Annotated in this window: 11 protein-coding genes; 5 read left to right on the plus strand and 6 right to left on the minus strand. The window is 68.3% G+C overall.

Translation table 11 applies throughout. The features are described from left to right. Positions 1-184: 184 nt before the first annotated feature. The 4 genes from ACVCMB_RS16130 to fucP are packed head-to-tail and all read right to left on the minus strand — an operon-like array spanning position 185 to position 5,691. On the minus strand, positions 185-2,161 hold the full coding sequence (locus ACVCMB_RS16130; RefSeq protein WP_447105693.1) for a M1 family metallopeptidase: 1,977 nt from the start codon (positions 2,159-2,161) through the stop codon (positions 185-187). Beyond that, positions 2,158-3,393 (minus strand): AGE family epimerase/isomerase, encoded by a 1,236-nt coding sequence (locus ACVCMB_RS16135; RefSeq protein WP_447105694.1) that lies wholly within the window; start codon positions 3,391-3,393, stop codon positions 2,158-2,160. The genes ACVCMB_RS16130 and ACVCMB_RS16135 overlap by 4 nt, the downstream gene beginning before the upstream one ends. After that, the gene (locus tag ACVCMB_RS16140; protein ID WP_447105695.1) at positions 3,390-4,385 is read right to left on the minus strand and encodes a carbohydrate kinase family protein; all 996 of its coding nucleotides are present in this window, start codon (positions 4,383-4,385) and stop codon (positions 3,390-3,392) included. The genes ACVCMB_RS16135 and ACVCMB_RS16140 overlap by 4 nt, the downstream gene beginning before the upstream one ends. Beyond that, positions 4,375-5,691 (minus strand): L-fucose:H+ symporter permease, encoded by a 1,317-nt coding sequence (gene fucP, locus ACVCMB_RS16145; protein WP_136259663.1) that lies wholly within the window; start codon positions 5,689-5,691, stop codon positions 4,375-4,377. Before fucP ends, ACVCMB_RS16140 begins: the two co-directional genes overlap by 11 nt. A 155-nt stretch (positions 5,692-5,846) precedes the next feature. On the opposite strand from fucP, the gene ACVCMB_RS16150 reads away from it, so the two are divergent. From ACVCMB_RS16150 to ACVCMB_RS16165, 4 genes are all read left to right on the plus strand, one after another. After that, positions 5,847-8,144 (plus strand): GH92 family glycosyl hydrolase, encoded by a 2,298-nt coding sequence (locus ACVCMB_RS16150; RefSeq protein WP_447105696.1) that lies wholly within the window; start codon positions 5,847-5,849, stop codon positions 8,142-8,144. Between the two features lie 66 nt (positions 8,145-8,210). Continuing rightward, positions 8,211-10,007: a sensor histidine kinase gene (locus ACVCMB_RS16155; RefSeq protein ID WP_447105697.1), complete on the plus strand. Its 1,797-nt coding sequence runs from the start codon at positions 8,211-8,213 to the stop codon at positions 10,005-10,007. Then, positions 10,004-10,450 (plus strand): response regulator, encoded by a 447-nt coding sequence (locus ACVCMB_RS16160; protein ID WP_395116774.1) that lies wholly within the window; start codon positions 10,004-10,006, stop codon positions 10,448-10,450. The genes ACVCMB_RS16155 and ACVCMB_RS16160 overlap by 4 nt, the downstream gene beginning before the upstream one ends. Before the next feature lie 76 nt (positions 10,451-10,526). Then, the gene (locus ACVCMB_RS16165; RefSeq protein WP_395116776.1) at positions 10,527-12,086 is read left to right on the plus strand and encodes a response regulator; all 1,560 of its coding nucleotides are present in this window, start codon (positions 10,527-10,529) and stop codon (positions 12,084-12,086) included. A 150-nt stretch (positions 12,087-12,236) separates the two neighbouring features. Here the strand turns inward: ACVCMB_RS16165 and ACVCMB_RS16170 are convergent, their stop codons facing one another. Continuing rightward, the gene (locus ACVCMB_RS16170) at positions 12,237-13,631 is read right to left on the minus strand and encodes a sigma-54-dependent transcriptional regulator (RefSeq protein ID WP_395116778.1); all 1,395 of its coding nucleotides are present in this window, start codon (positions 13,629-13,631) and stop codon (positions 12,237-12,239) included. 91 nt (positions 13,632-13,722) lie between these two features. After that, the gene (locus ACVCMB_RS16175) at positions 13,723-15,366 is read right to left on the minus strand and encodes a sensor histidine kinase (protein WP_395116780.1); all 1,644 of its coding nucleotides are present in this window, start codon (positions 15,364-15,366) and stop codon (positions 13,723-13,725) included. A gap of 113 nt (positions 15,367-15,479) precedes the next feature. On the opposite strand from ACVCMB_RS16175, the gene sucC reads away from it, so the two are divergent. Then, the gene (sucC, locus tag ACVCMB_RS16180; RefSeq protein WP_447110577.1) at positions 15,480-16,829 is read left to right on the plus strand and encodes an ADP-forming succinate--CoA ligase subunit beta; all 1,350 of its coding nucleotides are present in this window, start codon (positions 15,480-15,482) and stop codon (positions 16,827-16,829) included.

The raw sequence follows: 16,829 nt of genomic DNA on the forward strand, positions 1-16,829 counted from the left end.
GTAGCTGTAGAAAAACCCCCTCGCAGCCTATCATCCGTCCAGCGCGCAAAAAAGCGGCAACCGAACGAAAAAAGGTGTCGGAACGAAAAAAGGTGTCGAAAAAAGGTGTCAGGGACAATTCACGGCCAGGGACAATTCATGGCCAGCTGCCAGAGGGAAGCTGTCCCCGACACCAAGGTTCCGCTCACGGCATCGCGAAACTGTTGTTGGCGCGATCGCTGTCAGGCAGCGCCAGCGCCGGGTCGAGCGTGGCTGATTTCAGCTTGCGTGTGCCGTCGACGTGGATCGTATAACTGCGGTGCTGCATCCAGGTTTCCCAGGGCACGCGCACGTCCTGCTTGCTGCCGTCGTCGTAGACGAGTCGCAGCGTGGCGGGCAGCACCAGTTGGTCGAGGTTGGCCACCGTGATGTCGACGCCCTTGTGGTAGTCGCCGTCGGTGTAGGCGGCGTTCTGCACGGCCATGTCGAACTGCCAGTTGTGCTCGTACCAGCCGCGCCAGAACCAGCCCAGGTCTTCGCCGGTGTCGCTTTCCATGAAGCGGAAGAAGTCGGACGGACTGGGGTGTTTGTAGGACCAGGTGGCGATGTAGCGACGGAAGGCGGGGTCGAAGCGTTCCGGGCCGATGATCTGCTCGCGCAGCAGCACCAGGCCGAAGGCGGCCTTGAAGTAGGTGATCGGGTGGCGGTATCTCTCCGGGATCGCATCGGCCAGGGCCATCGGCGGCGGCGCGTCGGGGTCCTTCAGGATGGCGGCGATCTGCTCGGCCGGGGTGCCCTTGCCGGGGGCGTATTCGCTGTCGCGCTTGGGCGCGTACTTGCCGCCGTCGAAGGCCTCGGCCTCGTACACGTCGACGAAGGTGTTGAAGCCTTCGTCCATCCACGCATCGCGCCGCTCGTTGCTGCCCACCACCATCGGGAACCAGGTGTGGCCGATTTCGTGCGCGATCAGCATGCGCAGGCCGGCGCCGGCGGCCTTCTTGTGGTCGAAGGTGATGCCCGGATATTCCATGCCGCCGGCGGTGCCGGCTTCGTTGATGGCGACGGGGTACGGATACGGGTAGTAGGTGCGCGAGAAGAACTCGACCGATTTCTTCAGGTTCTGCGTGGCCACGCCCCAGGCCTTGTCGCCGGCGCTTTCCACCGGGTAGGCCGACATCGCCAACGCGGTCTTGCCGTCGGGCAGGTTGATGCGCGCGGCGTCCCAGATGTACGCCCTGGACGCGCCGAAGGCCACGTCGCGGGTGTTCTTCATCGCGAAGTGCCAGGTCAGCGTGCCGCCGCGCTTCGGGCGGCTGGCCGGGTCGTCGACTTCGGCGGCGCTGCGGATCATCACGGTGGCGTCGCTGTGGCGGGCCTGGTCGAGGCGCTTGCGCTCGGTGGCGGTCAGCACGTCCTGCGGGTTGAGCAGTTCGCCCGAGCCGACCACCAGCATGTCCGAGGGCACGGTTACGCGATAGTCGAAGTCGCCGTATTCGAGGTAGAACTCGCTGTTGAGGTAGGGCTGGGTGTCCCAGCCGCGCAGGTCGTCGTAGACGGCCATGCGCGGATACCACTGCGCCATCTCGAAGATGTCGCCTTGCCTGTTCGCGTTGACGTCGGTGCGCCCGCCGAACTCGCCGGGCACGGTGTAATCCCAGGCGATGTGCAGCTTGAGCTGGCCGCCGTGGCCTTTCAGTGCGGTGGGCAGGGTGACCTGCATGCGGGTGTCGCTGACGACCCAGTGCGCCTTCTGCTTGCGGCCGCCGGCGTCTTCCACCTCGACCGAGCGGATGTGCTCGCCGCTGGTGAATTCGGTGGGGAACTTGCCGCCGCCGAACGCGCCGCGGGCGTCCTTGCGGTAGCGGTTCTGTTCGATCTGCAGCCACAGCACGTCCAGCGTGTCGGGGCTGTGGTTGGTGTAGCTGATCACTTCGCTGCCGCTGAGCTTGCGCGTCGACGGATCCAGCGTCGCCTCGATGCGGTAGTCGGCGCGGTTCTGCCAGAACGCCGGGCCGGGCTTGCCGCTGGCATCGCGCATGGCGTTGGCCGCTTGCGGATAGGTAAACGGGGCGAAGGTCTGCAGCGGGTCGTAGGCGGCAGGCGCGGCGGTGTCGGCGGCGAAGGCAGGCAGTGCCAGCAGGGCGGCGAGCGTCGCGGCGAGGGTGCAGGTGAATTTGTTCATGCGCTGCCTTGGGGAGGGGACGTGGTGTGTTCGCTGCGACGATGCAGCGCCAGCAGTTCGTGGCAGGCGCCCATCGTGTGGTAATCGGTCTTGCCGGCCGGGCTTTTCTCGTCGCTGATCTTGCGGTTGTCGGGGGTGAGGATGCGGTACCAGGCGCCATGCCGGTGATCCACGAAATGCTCCCACGCGTAGGTCCACAGGCGCCTGTACCAGTCGTCATAGACGGCCTCGCCGGTACGCGCGTGCAGCAGGGCGGCGGCGGCCAGCGACTCGGCCTGCACCCAGAAATATTTTTCGTCGTCGCAGATGCTGCCATCCGGCGCGAAGCCGTAGCAGATGCCACCGTGTTCGTCGTCCCAGGCGTGGGCCAGGGCGCGGTCGAACAGTTCCTTCGCGCGCGGCAGCAGCCAGTCCTGCGGCGTGCCGCGCGCAGCCAGCAGCGGCTCCATGATCAGCAGCAGCTTGGCCCATTCGGTCTGGTGGCCGGGCTGGAAGCCCCACGGCTTGAACAGGTTCTTCGGGTCGTCGCGGTTGAATTCGCGGTCGATGTTCCAGTGGCGATCGTAGTGTTCCCATACCAGGCCATCGGCCTTGGCGGCCTGGTCGCGGGTCATGCGGTCGGCGAGGGTGAACGCGCGGTCGAGGTAGCGCGGTTCGTGGGTGGCCTGGTACGCGGCGATCATCGCCTCGCACATGTGCATGTTGGCGTTCTGGCCGCGGTAGTTGCTGAAATGCCAGTCGGCATCGGCTTCGTCGCGATACAGCCGCGCGTCGGCCTCCCAGTAGCGCTGCTCGAGCAGATCCCAGGTCTCGTCCATCCAGCCGCGGGCCTCCTCGATGCCGGCCTTCAGCGCGGTGGCATAGGCCAGCAAGACGAAGGCGACGCCGTAGGCCTGGTTGGAACTGTCCTCCGGCCGGCCGTCGCGGATGGTCCAGTGGTAACCGCCGTTGGCGGGGTTGCGATGGACCTCGCGCAGGTAGCGCAGGCCGTGCCGCGTGGCCTCCAGGTATTCGGGGTTGCCGAAGGCCAGCCATGCCATCGCGTAGTTGAAGACGAAGCGCGTGCTGCTGACCAGGTGGCGATGACTGCGGTCGTAGATCGTGCCGTCGTCCTTGAAGTAGTGGAAGAAGCCGCCTTCCGGATCGATCGCGCGCGGATGGTAGAACGCCATCGTCTGCGCGATGTGGCTGCGCAGGAAGTCAGGCGAGCGGAAATCGGGTGCGGCAGTCATGCCTGCTTCTCCATGAAGTCGAGCACCTCGGCGCCACTGGGCATCGCGGCGAACGAGCCCTGGCGGGTGACCGTGAGCGCGCCGCAGGCGGCGGCGAAGCGCAGCATCGCGTGCAGGCGCGGCAACTGGCTCACCAGGTGGTCGAGCCGGTCGGACGTGGCATCGAGTTCGGCCAGGCGGCACAGCAGGCCGCCGACGAAGGCGTCGCCCGCGGCGGTGCTGTCGACCACCGTCACCGCGTAGCCTGGCAATTCCCCTTCGGCATCGGGATGGAACCAGCGCATGGGCCGCGCGCCGTCGGTGACCACCAGCAGCCGGGCGCGGCCGCGCCACAGGCGGTCCAGCGCTGCCTCCTCGCCATCCTGCGCGAGCCAGGCGAATTCCTCGGCCGAGAGTTTCACCACGTCGGCCAGGTGCAGCGCGGGCCACACCCGCGGCAGCGGATCGACGCCGGCCGGCCACAGTGCCGGGCGCAGGTTGAGATCCATGCTGACCAGCGCGCCGGCGCCGTGCGCGCGCTGCATGCCTTCACGGGTGGCGTCGGCAATGGCCGGCTCGGTCAGGCAGTTGGAGCACACGTGGAACACGGCCACGTCGTCGAACGCGCCGGCGCGGAAATCGACGGCACGGAATTGCAGGTCGGCGGTGCGCTCGCGGTGGAAGATGAAGCTGCGCTCGCCCGCCGCATCCAGCGTGACCAGCGCGAGTGCGGTGGGCGCGTCGGCCGTGCGCAGCACGTCCGCGGTGCCCACGCCGGCGCGTTGCAGGTCGGCCAGCAGGAAATCGCCGAAGCGGTCGGTGGACAGCATGCCGGCAAAGCGCGCGTTGCCGCCCAGGCGCGCCACCGCCACCGCCACGTTCGCCGGCGCGCCACCGGCGAACGGAACGAAGCTCGCGGCGAAACCGTGCGCGTCGAGGCCGCTGGCATGCAGGTCGATCAGCGCCTCGCCGAAGCAGAGGATCGGGCGGGGTGGAGCGAGCTCAGTCGACACTGCTGCGGATCTTCGAGCCGCTGACGCCGTAGAACACGATGTACAGGTAGCACAGCAGCGGCAGCACGAACGCGTGCTGCAGGCCGATGTGATCGGCCAGCACGCCCTGCAGTTGCGGAATGACCGCGCCGCCGACGATGGCCATGATCAGCAGGCTCGACGCCTTGCTGGTCATCGGCCCCAGCCGCTCGATGCCGAGCGCGAAGATGGTCGGGAACATGATCGAGTTGAACAGGCCGATCGCGATGATGCTGTACATCGCCGTGGTGCCGGTGCTCAGCATGGTGGTCAGCACCAGCAGCGCGTTGATCGCGGCGAACGCGGCCAGCAACTTGCGCGGCGAGATCCGGGCCATCAAGGCCGAGCCGACGAAGCGGCCGAGCATGGCGCCGCCCCAGTACCACGAGACGTACTTCGCCGCCTCCTGCTCGCTCATGTGGCCGATGTCGGGCATCGACAGGTAGTTGACCATGAAGCTGCCGATCGACACCTCGGCGCCGACGTAGAAGAAGATGCCCAGCACGCCGAACAGCACGTGCGGATGGCGCAGCACGTCGGCGAAGCCGTGGCGGGCGTGGTCGTCCTTGTCGGTGGACTCGGTCAGGGCCGGCAGCCGGAACATCCACACGAACAGCGCCAGCAGGAACAGCACCACCGCCAGCCCGATGTACGGGAACTGCACCGCCTGCGCCTGCTGGGTGTCGTAGAGCAGGCGTTGCGCCGGTTCCAGCGCGGCGAGTTCGTCCGGGCTCTTGACCACGTTGGAGAGGATCAGCAGGCCGCCGAACAGCGGCGCCAGCGTGGTGCCCAGCGAGTTCAGCGCCTGCGCCAGGGTCAGGCGGCTGGAGCTGGTCTTCTCCGGGCCGAGCAGGGCCACGTACGGATTGGCGGCCACCTGCAGCACGGTGATGCCGGTGGCCAGCACGAACAGCGCGCCGAGAAAGGCGGAGTAAAGATGCAGCGCCGCGGCCGGCCAGAAGCCCAGCGCGCCGATGCCGGCGATCGCCAGCCCGGCCACGATGCCCTTCTTGTAGCCGAGTGCCGCGACCATGCGCCCGGCCGGCATGCCCATCAGGAAATACGCGCCGAAAAAGGTGAACTGCACCAGGATCGCCTGGGCGTAGTTGAGCTGGAAGATCGACTTCAGGTGCGGGATCAGGATGTCGTTGAGGCAGGTCAGGAAGCCCCACATGAAGAAGATCGTGGTGAGCACGCCCAGCGCCAGCCAGCTGCTGGTGTAGGGCTCCCGGGGGGCGCCGTGATCCGGCGCGGAGCGGACGGGAAGGGGCGTAGCGGCATGGGCCATGGCGATTCCGGTGCAGGAGACAGTCGGGTGCGTGTCGCCCGACGGGCGGGCAACCGCGCCAATGTAACCGTTTCCACGCTCGCACCGGTCACGCGCTGCAACATGTCTTCGCGGGATGTTACTTTGCCCGCTTGCCCGCCTCCCCCGAGATTGCCATGACCCGTCGCACCACGCTGATGCTCGCCCTGCTGGCCTGTGCCGCCTGTTCCCCGCTGATGGCCGCGGGCGGCCACGCGGGCGATGTCGATCCGCGCATCGGCACCGGCGGCGACGGCCACACCTTCCCCGGCGCGACCGTGCCGTTCGGCATGATCCAGCTCTCGCCCGATACCGCGATGCCGGACTTCAAGCACGCCTACAAGTGGGCCGCCGGCTACCGGTACGACGACAGCAGCATCATGGGTTTCTCGCACACGCACTTCTCCGGCTCCGGCCATTCGGACCTGGGCGACGTGCTGGTGATGCCGATCGCCGGCGAGGTGAAACTCGAACCGGGCGATCCCGCCCAACCGGGCAGCGGCTACCGCTCGCGCTTCTCGCACGCCAGTGAGGTGGTGCAGGCCGGCTATTACGCGGTGACGCTGAGCGACTACGGCATCCGCGCCGAACTCACCGCCGGGCGCCGCGTGGGCTGGCACCGCTACACCTTCCCGAAGGACAAGCCGGCACACCTGCTGCTCGACCTGCGCCCGAGCATCTACGACTACCCCGGCAAGGTGCTGTGGTCGAAGCTGCAGGTGGCCGACGACGGCACCGTCAGCGGCTGCCGCACCACCCGCGGCTGGGCGCCGGGACGTGAGCTGTGCTTCGCCCTGCGCTTCAACCAGCCGATGACCTCGCGCACGCTGTATGACCGCGAGAACGACATCCTCTACAAGGGCTTCAAGGGCCCCGGCAACCAGCCGCTCGATCACGACGCGCAGAACGGCCGCGCGCTGGTCGGCGTGTTCGACTTCGGTGCGCTGAAGCAGCCGCTGGAGGTGAAGGTGGCGATCTCGCCGGTCAGCGCCGCCAACGCGGTGGCCAACCTCGATGCCGACGGCAAGGGCTGGGATTTCGACGCCCGCCGCGCGCAGGCGAAGGCCGCGTGGGACCGGGCGCTGGCGGTGGTCGACGTCGACGCGCCGGCGACCGTGCGCAGGCAGTTCTACACCGCGCTGTACCACGCCATGCTTTCGCCCACGCTGAGCATGGACGTCAACGGCGAATATCGCGGTCCCGACCACGCCGTGCACAAGGCGGACGGCTACGAGTTCTACTCGACCTGGTCGCTGTGGGACGTCTACCGCGCGCAGCAGCCGCTGATGGTGCTGCTCAATCCCGAACGCAGCACCGACTTCATCCGCTCGCTGATCGCCGCGCGCGAGGCCAGCCCGTTCGGCATCCTGCCGGTGTGGGCCTACCAGGGCCTGGAGACCTGGTGCATGATCGGCTACCACGCCGTGCCGGTGATCGCCGATGCCTACATCAAGGGCGTGCGCGGCTTCGATGCCGACAAGGCGTTGCAGGCCATGGTCGCCAGCGCCACCTACGCGCCCTACGGAGATCTCGCCGACTACATGAAGCTCGGCTACGTGCCGATCGACAAGGAGCCCGAGGGCGCTTCCAAGACGCTCGAATACGCCTACGACGACTGGTCGCTGGCGCAGATGGCGAAGGCGATGGGCAAGACCGACCTTGCCGCCACCTTCGGCAAGCGCGCCGGCAACTGGAAGAACGCGTGGAACCCTCAGACCGGCTTCATGCGCGCGCGGCTCGCCGACGGCAAGTTCCGCGAACCGTTCGATCCCACGGCCGCCGGCTACGGCAGCGACTTCACCGAAGGCAACGCCTGGCAGTATTCGTGGTATGTGCCGCAGGACGTGCCGGGCCTGATCGAGGCGATGGGCGGCGCCGCGAAGTTCGTGGCGAAACTGGACGCGTTGTTCGACGCGAAGGTCGACCCGGCGCACTTCAAGCACGTCGAGGACATCACCGGCCTGATCGGCTGGTATGCCCACGGCAACGAGCCCAGCCACCACATCGCCTATCTGTACGACTACGCCGGCGCGCCGTGGAAGACGCAGGAGCGCCTGAAGCAGATCATGGACAGCCAGTACGCCGCGCGCCCGGACGGGCTCTCCGGCAACGACGACCTGGGCCAGATGTCGGCCTGGTACGTGTTCACCGCGCTGGGCTTCTACCCGGTGACGCCGGCCAGCGACGTCTACGCGATCGGACGGCCATTCGTCGGGCGCGCCACGCTGCACCTGACCGACGGCAAGGGCTTCACCGTCAGCGCGGCGCCGCTGGATGACGCGCACCCTTACGTCGGTGAGGTCACGCTCAACGGCAAGCCGCTGGCCGCACCTTTCCTGCATCACGCGCAGATCCTCGCCGGTGGCGAGCTGCACTTCCGCATGCAGGCCACGCCCGACCGCCACCGGGGCGTGGGCGCCCCGCCGCAGGGATGATGATTCGCCGGGTCGTGCCAGAATGGAGCGGTCGTTGATGCCGGCGGTCGCGGAGGGCTGGATCGAATGAATTTCCGCATCTTCATGAGTTGGCGGGTCGCCGGACTGCTGTCGGCCATGCTGATCATCGTCGGCCTGCCGTACCTGGTGACGCGGCTGAATACGCGCGACACCCTGCTGGCGAACAGCTGGGTCACCCACTCCACCGAGGTGCGTTCGGTCGCCTATCGCGTCGCCTACCTGATCCGCAGCAGCGAGGCGGCGACCTACCGCATGCTGGTCGGCGACGTCGGCGCCGAAACGCGCGCCGAGGCCGAGAGCGCCGCGGCGCAGGTGCCGCAACTGCTGCAGCGACTGCGCGCGATGACCAGCGACAACCCGGCCCAGCAGGCCTTGATCGGCGCGCTGGAAAACAGCGTCACCGGCCGCCTCACCCTGATGACTCGTGCGCGCGAACTGCAGCGGCGCGGTGACGTGGGCCGCGCCGGGCAAGCCATGGGCGAGGCCGCCGAGCTGTTTCCGTTCGCCGCCAAGATCGACGACATCGTCGCCAACGAGAACCAGTTGCTGGAAGCGCGCCAGCAGGCCGCCGAGCATCGGGAGTTCAACGGCCAGCTGGTGCAGGGCATCACCGCGCTGGCGCAGCTGGTGCTGCTGGCGATCATCGTGATCGCCTCGGAACGGCAGATTCGCCAGCGGCGCCGGGCCGAGACGCGCGAGGGCCGCGCGGTGCTGCGCTCGCGGCTGATCCTGCAATCCGTGCGCGAGCCGATCGCGCTGTTCGACGCGAACCTCAACAGCCTGCTGCTGAACAATGCCTTCGGCGACCTCTACGGCGAGGACCCGCAGCAACCGTCGCGCACGCTCGTCGAGATCGGCGGCGGCGTGTGGAACGACAGTGCCCTGCTGCAGCGCTTCCGCGACGTGTTGCTGAGCGACCGCGAGCTGTGGGACTACGACCTGGTGCAGCGCACCGCCGACGGCGAGCAGCGCCACATCGTGGTCAACGCGCGCCGGCTGCAGCAGGATCTCACCGACGAACCGGCGCTGCTGCTCACGGTCAGCGACGTCACCGTGCGCGCGCTGACCGAGGAGAAGGTGATCGAGCTCAATCGCCAGCTCGAGGGCAAGATCAACCAGATCTCCGACATCAACCGCGAGCTGGAGGCGTTCAGCTACTCCGTCTCGCATGACCTGCGCGCGCCGCTGCGCCACGTGGCGGGCTTCGTGCGCAAGCTGGAGCACCACCTGGCCGGCCAGCTCGACGACAAGGCCAGCCACTACATCGGCGTGATCGACAGCGCGGCCCAGCGCATGGCGCTGCTGATCGACGACCTGCTGGTGTTCTCGCGCCTGGGCCGCGGCCCGCTGCGGTTGCAGGCGGTGGACATGCAGTCGCTGGTGGAGGAGGCACGGGCACTGGCCGAATCCTCGGCGGAGGGCCGGCGCATCGTGTGGACGATCGGGCCCTTGCCGATGGTCATCGGCGACGCCAACATGTTGCGCACGGTGTGGCAGAACCTGCTCGGCAACGCGGTGAAATACACCGGGCGCCGTGAGGTGGCGCGCATCGAGGTCAGCGCCGGGCGCAGCAGCCGCGGCGATTACGAGTTCGAAGTGGCCGACAACGGCGCCGGCTTCGACATGCAGTACGCGGACAAGCTGTTCGGCGTGTTCCAGCGCCTGCACCGCGCCTCGGATTTCCCGGGCAACGGCATCGGCCTGGCCAACGTGCGGCGCATCATCACGCGCCACGGCGGCAAGGTCTGGGCCGAGGCCGTACCGGACCAGGGCGCCACGTTCCACTTCTCGCTGCCGGCCATCGACGTGGCCGGGGCGCAAAACGGAGAGTCAGCGGCATGAACAAGAAAGAACTGCGCACCGTGCTGCTGGTCGAGGACAGCCTGGCGGACGCCGAGATGGCGATGGACGCGCTGGCCGAAGCCCACCTGGCCAATCCGGTGGTGCACGTCGAGGATGGCGTGGAATGCCTCGACTACCTGCATTGCACCGGCGCCTGGGCCGGGCGCGATCCGGGCGACCCGGCGGTGGTGCTGCTGGACATCAAGATGCCGCGCATGGACGGACTGGAAGTGCTCACCCGCATGCGCCACGACGAGCACCTGCGGCGCGTACCGGTGGTGATCCTGTCCTCCTCGCGCGAGGAGAGCGACCTGGCGCGCAGTTGGGACCTCGGCGCCAACGCCTACGTGATCAAGCCGGTGGACGTGGACCAGTTCTTCGAGGCCGTGCGCACGCTGGGCCGGTTCTGGGCAGTGCTGAACGAGGCGCCCGAGGCGAATTGACGCATGAACAGACGCGCCCGGGCGGTCGCCCGCGGTGTAGACAACGATGGCCGCACGGCCAGTGACGGAGAACCCCATGCCCAACCGGCAGATCAAGTCGATGCCGACGATACGGGTGCTGCAAGTGGAGGACAGCGAGCTCGACGCCGAGCTGGTGCTGGCCGAGCTGGACGCCGATGGCATCCCGCACGAGGCGCGGCTGGTCGACGATGAAGCCGGCTACCTGGCCGCGCTGGACGAGTTCGCCCCGCATATCGTGCTGTCCGACCTGAGCGTGCCGGGTTTCTCCGGGCAGCGCGCGCTGGAGCTGCTGCGCGAGCGCGACGAGGACCTGCCCTTCATCTTCGTTTCCGCGACGCTGGGCGAGGATGCCGCCATCGAGGCACTGCGCAACGGCGCGACCGACTACATCCTCAAGCAGAACCCCGTGCGCCTGGCCAGTGCGGTGCGTCGGGCGCTGGTCGAGGCGGATGCGCGCAAGGCCAACCGCCGCGCCGAGGCCGACCTGATCCGCGCGCAGCGTTTCGAGAGCCTGGCGATGCTCGCCGGCGGCCTCAGCCACGACCTGCGCAACCTGCTGCAGCCGCTGTTGCTGGCCGGTGACAGCCTGCGCGACTACCAGGACGACCCGCGCCTGATGCGGCTGGGCAACCTGGTGCGCGATTGCGGCAAGCGCGGGCTGGAGATGGTGCACTCGATGCTTTCCTTCGCCCGCGGCGCCCGCCGCGCCGAGCGCGTGCGCGTGGGCACCCTGATGAGCGCGTTCGGCCTGCTGATGCAGGGCAGCGTGCCCCGTTCGGTGGTGATGGACCTGGCCATCGACGACCCCGAGCTGGCCTTCGAGGGCAACCACACCGAGCTGCAGCAATGCCTGCTCAACCTCTGCCTCAACGCGATCCAGGCGATGCCCGACGGCGGCAACCTGCGCATCGAGACCAGCCAGCAGCGGCTGGCCGACGACTTTTTCCTGCCCGAGGAGGTGCCGCACACCGGTTGCTACCTGCGCATCAGTGTGATCGACTCCGGGCCAGGCATGGACCAGGCCGTGCTGGAGCACCTGTTCGAACCGTTCTTCACCACCAAGGACGCCGGCACCGGCCTGGGCCTGATCTCGTGCAAGCGCATCGTGGCCAGCCACGGCGGCGTGATGCGGGTGGACAGCAAACCCGGCAGCGGCACCCGTTTCGACCTCTACATCCCGCTGGACGAAATGGAAGCCGACGCCGAGGCGATGGACGACATGCAGAGCCTTGAAGGCGCCGCCGAACGCGTGCTGGTGGTGGTGGAGGAGGCCGGCCAGCTGTCGCTGCTGTCCGATACGCTCGATGCCTACGGCTACCAGGCGCACGCCAGCCAGAGCGGCACCGCCGCGCTGCAGTGGATCGAGGCCGGCGGCCTGCCCGACCTGGTGCTGCTCGACGCCGACATGAACCTGTTCACCGGCGTGCGCACGCTGGCCGCGCTGGTCGAACAGGGTTACCAGGGCGGCGTCGTGCTGCTCGCCCGCCCGGACGCGCCACCGGACCCGCAGGAACTGCCCCCGCTGGACAACCTGCAAATCGTGGACAAGCCGGTCAGCACCGCGGCCCTCCTGCGCGCGCTGCGCAAGGGATTGGAGGGCGACGACTCCGCGTAGCCCAGGCACGGCGCGCCGCTTTGCGGTCCGCGTGGCCGGAACCGGCGGTTGCCGCCCTGCGCGGCGGTCGCGGGGCATTCCCCGTGCGAACGCCTTCCCTCGTTGCGCGGCGGAAAGCCGTCGCGCGCGGGTAGGCGTCGGGTTGCGCCTTCAGTCGATGCCGAGCTTCTTCAGCTTGTAGCGCAGGGCGCGGAAGGTGATGCCGAGTTTGCGGGCGGCGGCGGTCTTGTTGTAGCGCGATTCTTCCAGCGCCTTGACGATGGCGGTGCGCTCGATGTTGCTGATGTAGTCGTCCAGCCCGCCATCGGCGCTGGGTGCCGCGGCGGCGGCAGCGGCCGGAGCGCCGGCGGTGGCGGCGACCTCCGTCGGCGCCGGGCGCGCGCCGCGCTGGGGCAGCATCAGGTCGGAGGCCTCGATGCTGGCGCCGTCGCTCATCGCCATGGCGCGTTCGAGGATGTTCTCCAGCTCGCGCACGTTGCCGGGGAAGTCGTAGGCTTCCAGCGCGTCGAGCGCGGCCGGCGTCAGCCGCCCGACCTCCTGGCCGCTCTTGCCGGCCAGCGACTTGAGGATGAACGCGGCCAGCTGCGGCACGTCGCCGCGGCGTTCGCGCAGCGGCGGCACGCGCAGCTCGATCACGTTGATGCGGTAGAACAGGTCCTGGCGGAACTGGCCCTGCTCGACCAGTTGGCCGAGGTTCTTGTGGGTGGCCGAGAGGATGCGCACGTCCACCGGGATCTCGTCGCGGCCGCCGATCGGGCGCACCGCTTTTTCCTGGATCGCGCGCAGCAGCTTGACCTGCATGTGCAGCGGCAGTTCGGCCACCTCGTCGAGGAACAGCGTGCCGCCCTGGGCGGCCTGGAACAGGCCTTCCTTGTCCGCGCTGGCGCCGGTGAAACTGCCCTTGCGATGACCGAAAAACTCACTTTCCATCAGCTCGGACGGGATCGCGCCGCAGTTGACCGGCACGAACGGGCCGCCCGCGCGCGGACCGCGCTCGTGGATCAGCCGCGCGACCAGCTCCTTGCCTACGCCCGATTCACCGGCGATGTAGACCGGCGCCTGGTTGCGTGCCAGCTTGGCGATGGTGGCGCGCACCTGCTCCATCGCCGGCGAGTCGCCGATCAGGCGGTCGCCGGAGCCGCCGGCCTTGGCGGCGCCGCCGCCTTCGCGCTTCTCCTCGGCCAGCCGCAGCGCGGTGCGCACCAGGCCGCGCAGCATCTGGATGTCGACCGGCTTGGAGACGAAGTCGAACGCGCCGGCCTTGAGCGCGTTCACCGCCGCGTCGACGTTGCCGTAGGCGGTAATCATCGCCACCGGCGTGTCCGGGCAGGTTTCGGCGATCAGCTCGATGATCTCCTGGCCGTTGCCGTCGGGCAGGCGCATGTCGGTGAAGCAGAGGTCGTAGCTGTTTTCGCTCAGCGCGCGGCGGGCGTCGGCGACGGTGCCGACGGCTTCGACCTGCAGGTCCATGCGCCCGAGGGTGATGGTGAGCAGCTCGCGGATATCGCGTTCATCGTCGATGACCAGGACGGTCTGGAGGCTCATGGCATGTCGCGAGGGGAGGGTGGCTCAAGAATAACCGCGGCCCAAGTCAAGAGCAAAGCCGGCGCGCGGCGTCGGCGGCCTGCCGGAGCGTTCAGGCTTCGGGCTCGCCGTCGCCGGCGCCGCGGTTCATCTGCGCCGGCGTCAGGGTAAGCCGGAAGCAGCTGCCACCGCCGGCCACGCGCACGTACTCCAGCGCGGCCTGGTTGGCCTCGCTCATCTGCTTGGCCAGGTACAGGCCCAGGCCGGTGCCGTATTCGTGGGTGGTGTAGAACGGCTCGAAGATCTGTGCGGCCACCTTGGGCGCGATGCCGGGGCCGCGGTCGATCACCTCGAGGATCGGCACGCCATGCTCGCCCTGGCGTGCGACCACCATCACCCGCGCCGGCTCGCCGGGCAGGCGGCCGTAGCGCAGCGCGTTCTGCACCAGGTTCCACACCACCTGTTGCAGCTGCTGCGGATCGGCCAGCGCGACCACCGCCACGCCGGTGCTGGCGATCGCGCGCAGCGAGTCGGCGCCGAGGTCGTTGCCCTGGCGGTATTCCTCCACGAAATCCTGCGCCCAGTCGCCCAGGTCCAGCGCTTCCGGGCGCGAACGCTCGCGGCGCGACAGCTGCAGGATGTTCTCGATGATCTCGTTGAGCCGCACGCAGTGGTTGTTGATGATCTCGACCATGCGCTGGTCGGCGCCGTCCATGGTGCGCGATTCGGCCAGCAGCTGCGCCGAGTAGCGGATCGCCGCCAGCGGGTTGCGGATCTCGTGGGCGATCGAGGCCGACAGCCGGCCGAGCGAGCTGAGCGTGAGCTCCTCCGCGCGGCGCGACAGCAGCGAGGTGTCGTCGAGGAAGATCAATACGTGCGAGTCGTCGTTCGGCGCCAGCCGGGTGAAGCGCGGCACCACTTCCGGGACGCCGTCGGCGAGCTGGGTGGCGGTTTCGTCGAGCTTGCCCGAGGTCATCCAGTGGTACAGCCGGCGCGACAGCTCCGGCGCCAGCAGCCCGAGGTCGCGCTGGTCGGCGCCGGGATTGCCCAGCAGCATCCAGGCCGATTCGTTGATCTGGTGGATGCGGTTGGCGTCGTCCACCAGCAGCACGCCGGTCTTCATGCGGCGGATGATCAGTTCGTTGATCTGCGACAGGTTGGCCAGGTCGGTGCTGCGCTGCTCGGCCAGCGCCTCGGTGGCGCGCAGCTGCTGGCCCAGCACGCTGCACAGGGCGGTGGTGGCGAAATAGGCCAGGCCGAACAGCGCCGCTTCGAGCAGGTCGCGGTCACCGGCGTGGGGCGACAGCGACCAGCCGAACAGCGAGATGCCCAGCATGCCCAGCGTCGCCAGCGCGGCGAAGAAGCCGGACATGCGCAGCGGCAGGATCAGCGCGCCGGCGCAGAGGTTGACCGCCAGCATCATCGCGATACCGATGCGCGCATCGTGCATCGCCACGATCGCCAGCACCGCGGCGACGACGTCGACCACCAGGGTGGCGGCCACGGCGGTCTTTGCGTGGGCCATGCTGCGCCGGTTCAGCAGCAGCGCCAGCAGCGCGAAGATCAGGTACAGCGTGGCCAGCGTGCGCGCGAAGCCCGGCGCGGCCAGCTGCGGCCAGCCCATGCCGGGCGGGCTGAATGCCAGGGCGACGTACACCAGCGCCTGCACCAGCCTGAAAACATTGAGGAACGACAGCTCGTGGCGGATCGTGGCCGTCCCTGCGCGCGGATCGTTTAACGTAGCTAAGGTAGACACGTAGGCTGCGATTCCGATGCGGTTGCGGTCGAGTATATGACGCCCCGGGCAAGCCCGGGCGGGGGCCGCGCCACCTTCGTGGAGGCCGGAAAATCGCCGCCCGACCGGTCGCGATGCGGCCGCGCCCTTTCCATTGCGGCCCGCTTCCGCGAAAATGGGCGGCCGTTTGCTGCGGTTCGGCCCGTGTCCGGCCCTTGTGCCGCGACCAGGTCGTGTGTGATTCCACCGCCGATCCCCTGACCCACGCCTTTCTTCATGCGTGCGGCCGTCATCGTTTCTCCGTTCGCTCGAGGTATCGAATGAATTTCCACGAATACCAGGCCAAAGAACTGTTCGCGCAGTACGGCATCGCCGTGCCGCCGGGCAAGGTCGCCAACTCCCCCGACGCCGCCGTCGATGCCGCCAAGGCGCTCGGTGGCACGCAATGGATGGTCAAGGCGCAGATCCACGCCGGCGGCCGCGGCAAGTCCGGCGGCGTCAAGTTCTGCAAGAGCTTCGACGACGTGCGCGCCGCCGCCAAGGGCATGCTCGGCACCAACATGGCAACCTACCAGTCGGCCGGGCGTGCGCTGCCGGTGAACCTGGTGCTGGTGACCGACGCCACCGACATCGCCCGCGAGCTGTACCTGTCGATCCTGGTGGACCGCGATTCCAAGGCCATCTCGTTCATCGCCTCCAAGCATGGCGGCGTGGACATCGAGCAGGTGGCGCGCGACACGCCCGAAGACATCCACACCATCGTGGTCGATTTCGTCGAAGGGCTGCAGCCGTACCAGTGCCGCCAGCTCGGCTTCGCGATGGACCTCAACAACAAGCAGGTCAACCAGCTGACCAAGATCATGCTGGGCCTGTACAAGCTGTTCAACGAGCAGGACCTGGCCCTGGTCGAGCTGAACCCGCTGGCCGTGCTGGAAGACGGCAACCTTGCTGCGCTGGATGGCAAGGTCAACTCCGACGACAACGCGGAGTTCCGTCATCCGAACCTGGCCGCGATGCGCGACCTGACCCAGGAAGACGCCGCCGAAGCCGCCGCGCAGCAGAGCAACCTCAACTACGTGACGATGGACGGCAACATCGGCTGCATGGTCAACGGCGCCGGCCTGGCGATGGCCACCATGGACGTGATCAAGCTGGCGGGCGGCGAGCCGGCCAACTTCCTCGACGTCGGCGGCGGCGCCACCAAGGAGCGGGTGACCGAGGCGTTCAAGCTGATCACCTCCTCGGACAAGGTCAACTGCATCCTGGTCAACATCTTCGGCGGCATCGTCCGCTGCGACATGATCGCCGAGGGCATCATCGCCGCGGTCAAGGAAGTGGGCCTGAAGATTCCCGTGGTGGTGCGCCTGCAGGGCACCAATGTCGATCAGGGCCGCGAACTGCTGGCCAACTCCGGCCTGGCGATCACGCCGGCGGATGATCTCAACGACGCGGCGCAGAAAGCCGTGGCTGCGGCCAAGGCCTGA

Source organism: Rhodanobacter sp. UC4443_H10 (assembly GCF_052978325.1).

What these genes read in the sequence shown, in the direction of transcription:
- sucC (WP_447110577.1), top strand. Translation starts at nt 15,480, where the DNA reads ATGCGGCCGCGCCCTTTCCATTGCGGCCCGCTTCCGCGAAAATGGGCG.
- ACVCMB_RS16170 (WP_395116778.1), bottom strand. Translation starts at nt 13,631, where the DNA reads ATGAGCCTCCAGACCGTCCTGGTCATCGACGATGAACGCGATATCCGC.
- ACVCMB_RS16160 (WP_395116774.1), top strand. Translation starts at nt 10,004, where the DNA reads ATGAACAAGAAAGAACTGCGCACCGTGCTGCTGGTCGAGGACAGCCTG.
- ACVCMB_RS16130 (WP_447105693.1), bottom strand. Translation starts at nt 2,161, where the DNA reads ATGAACAAATTCACCTGCACCCTCGCCGCGACGCTCGCCGCCCTGCTG.
- ACVCMB_RS16135 (WP_447105694.1), bottom strand. Translation starts at nt 3,393, where the DNA reads ATGACTGCCGCACCCGATTTCCGCTCGCCTGACTTCCTGCGCAGCCAC.
- ACVCMB_RS16155 (WP_447105697.1), top strand. Translation starts at nt 8,211, where the DNA reads ATGAATTTCCGCATCTTCATGAGTTGGCGGGTCGCCGGACTGCTGTCG.
- ACVCMB_RS16165 (WP_395116776.1), top strand. Translation starts at nt 10,527, where the DNA reads ATGCCCAACCGGCAGATCAAGTCGATGCCGACGATACGGGTGCTGCAA.
- fucP (WP_136259663.1), bottom strand. Translation starts at nt 5,691, where the DNA reads ATGGCCCATGCCGCTACGCCCCTTCCCGTCCGCTCCGCGCCGGATCAC.
- ACVCMB_RS16150 (WP_447105696.1), top strand. Translation starts at nt 5,847, where the DNA reads ATGACCCGTCGCACCACGCTGATGCTCGCCCTGCTGGCCTGTGCCGCC.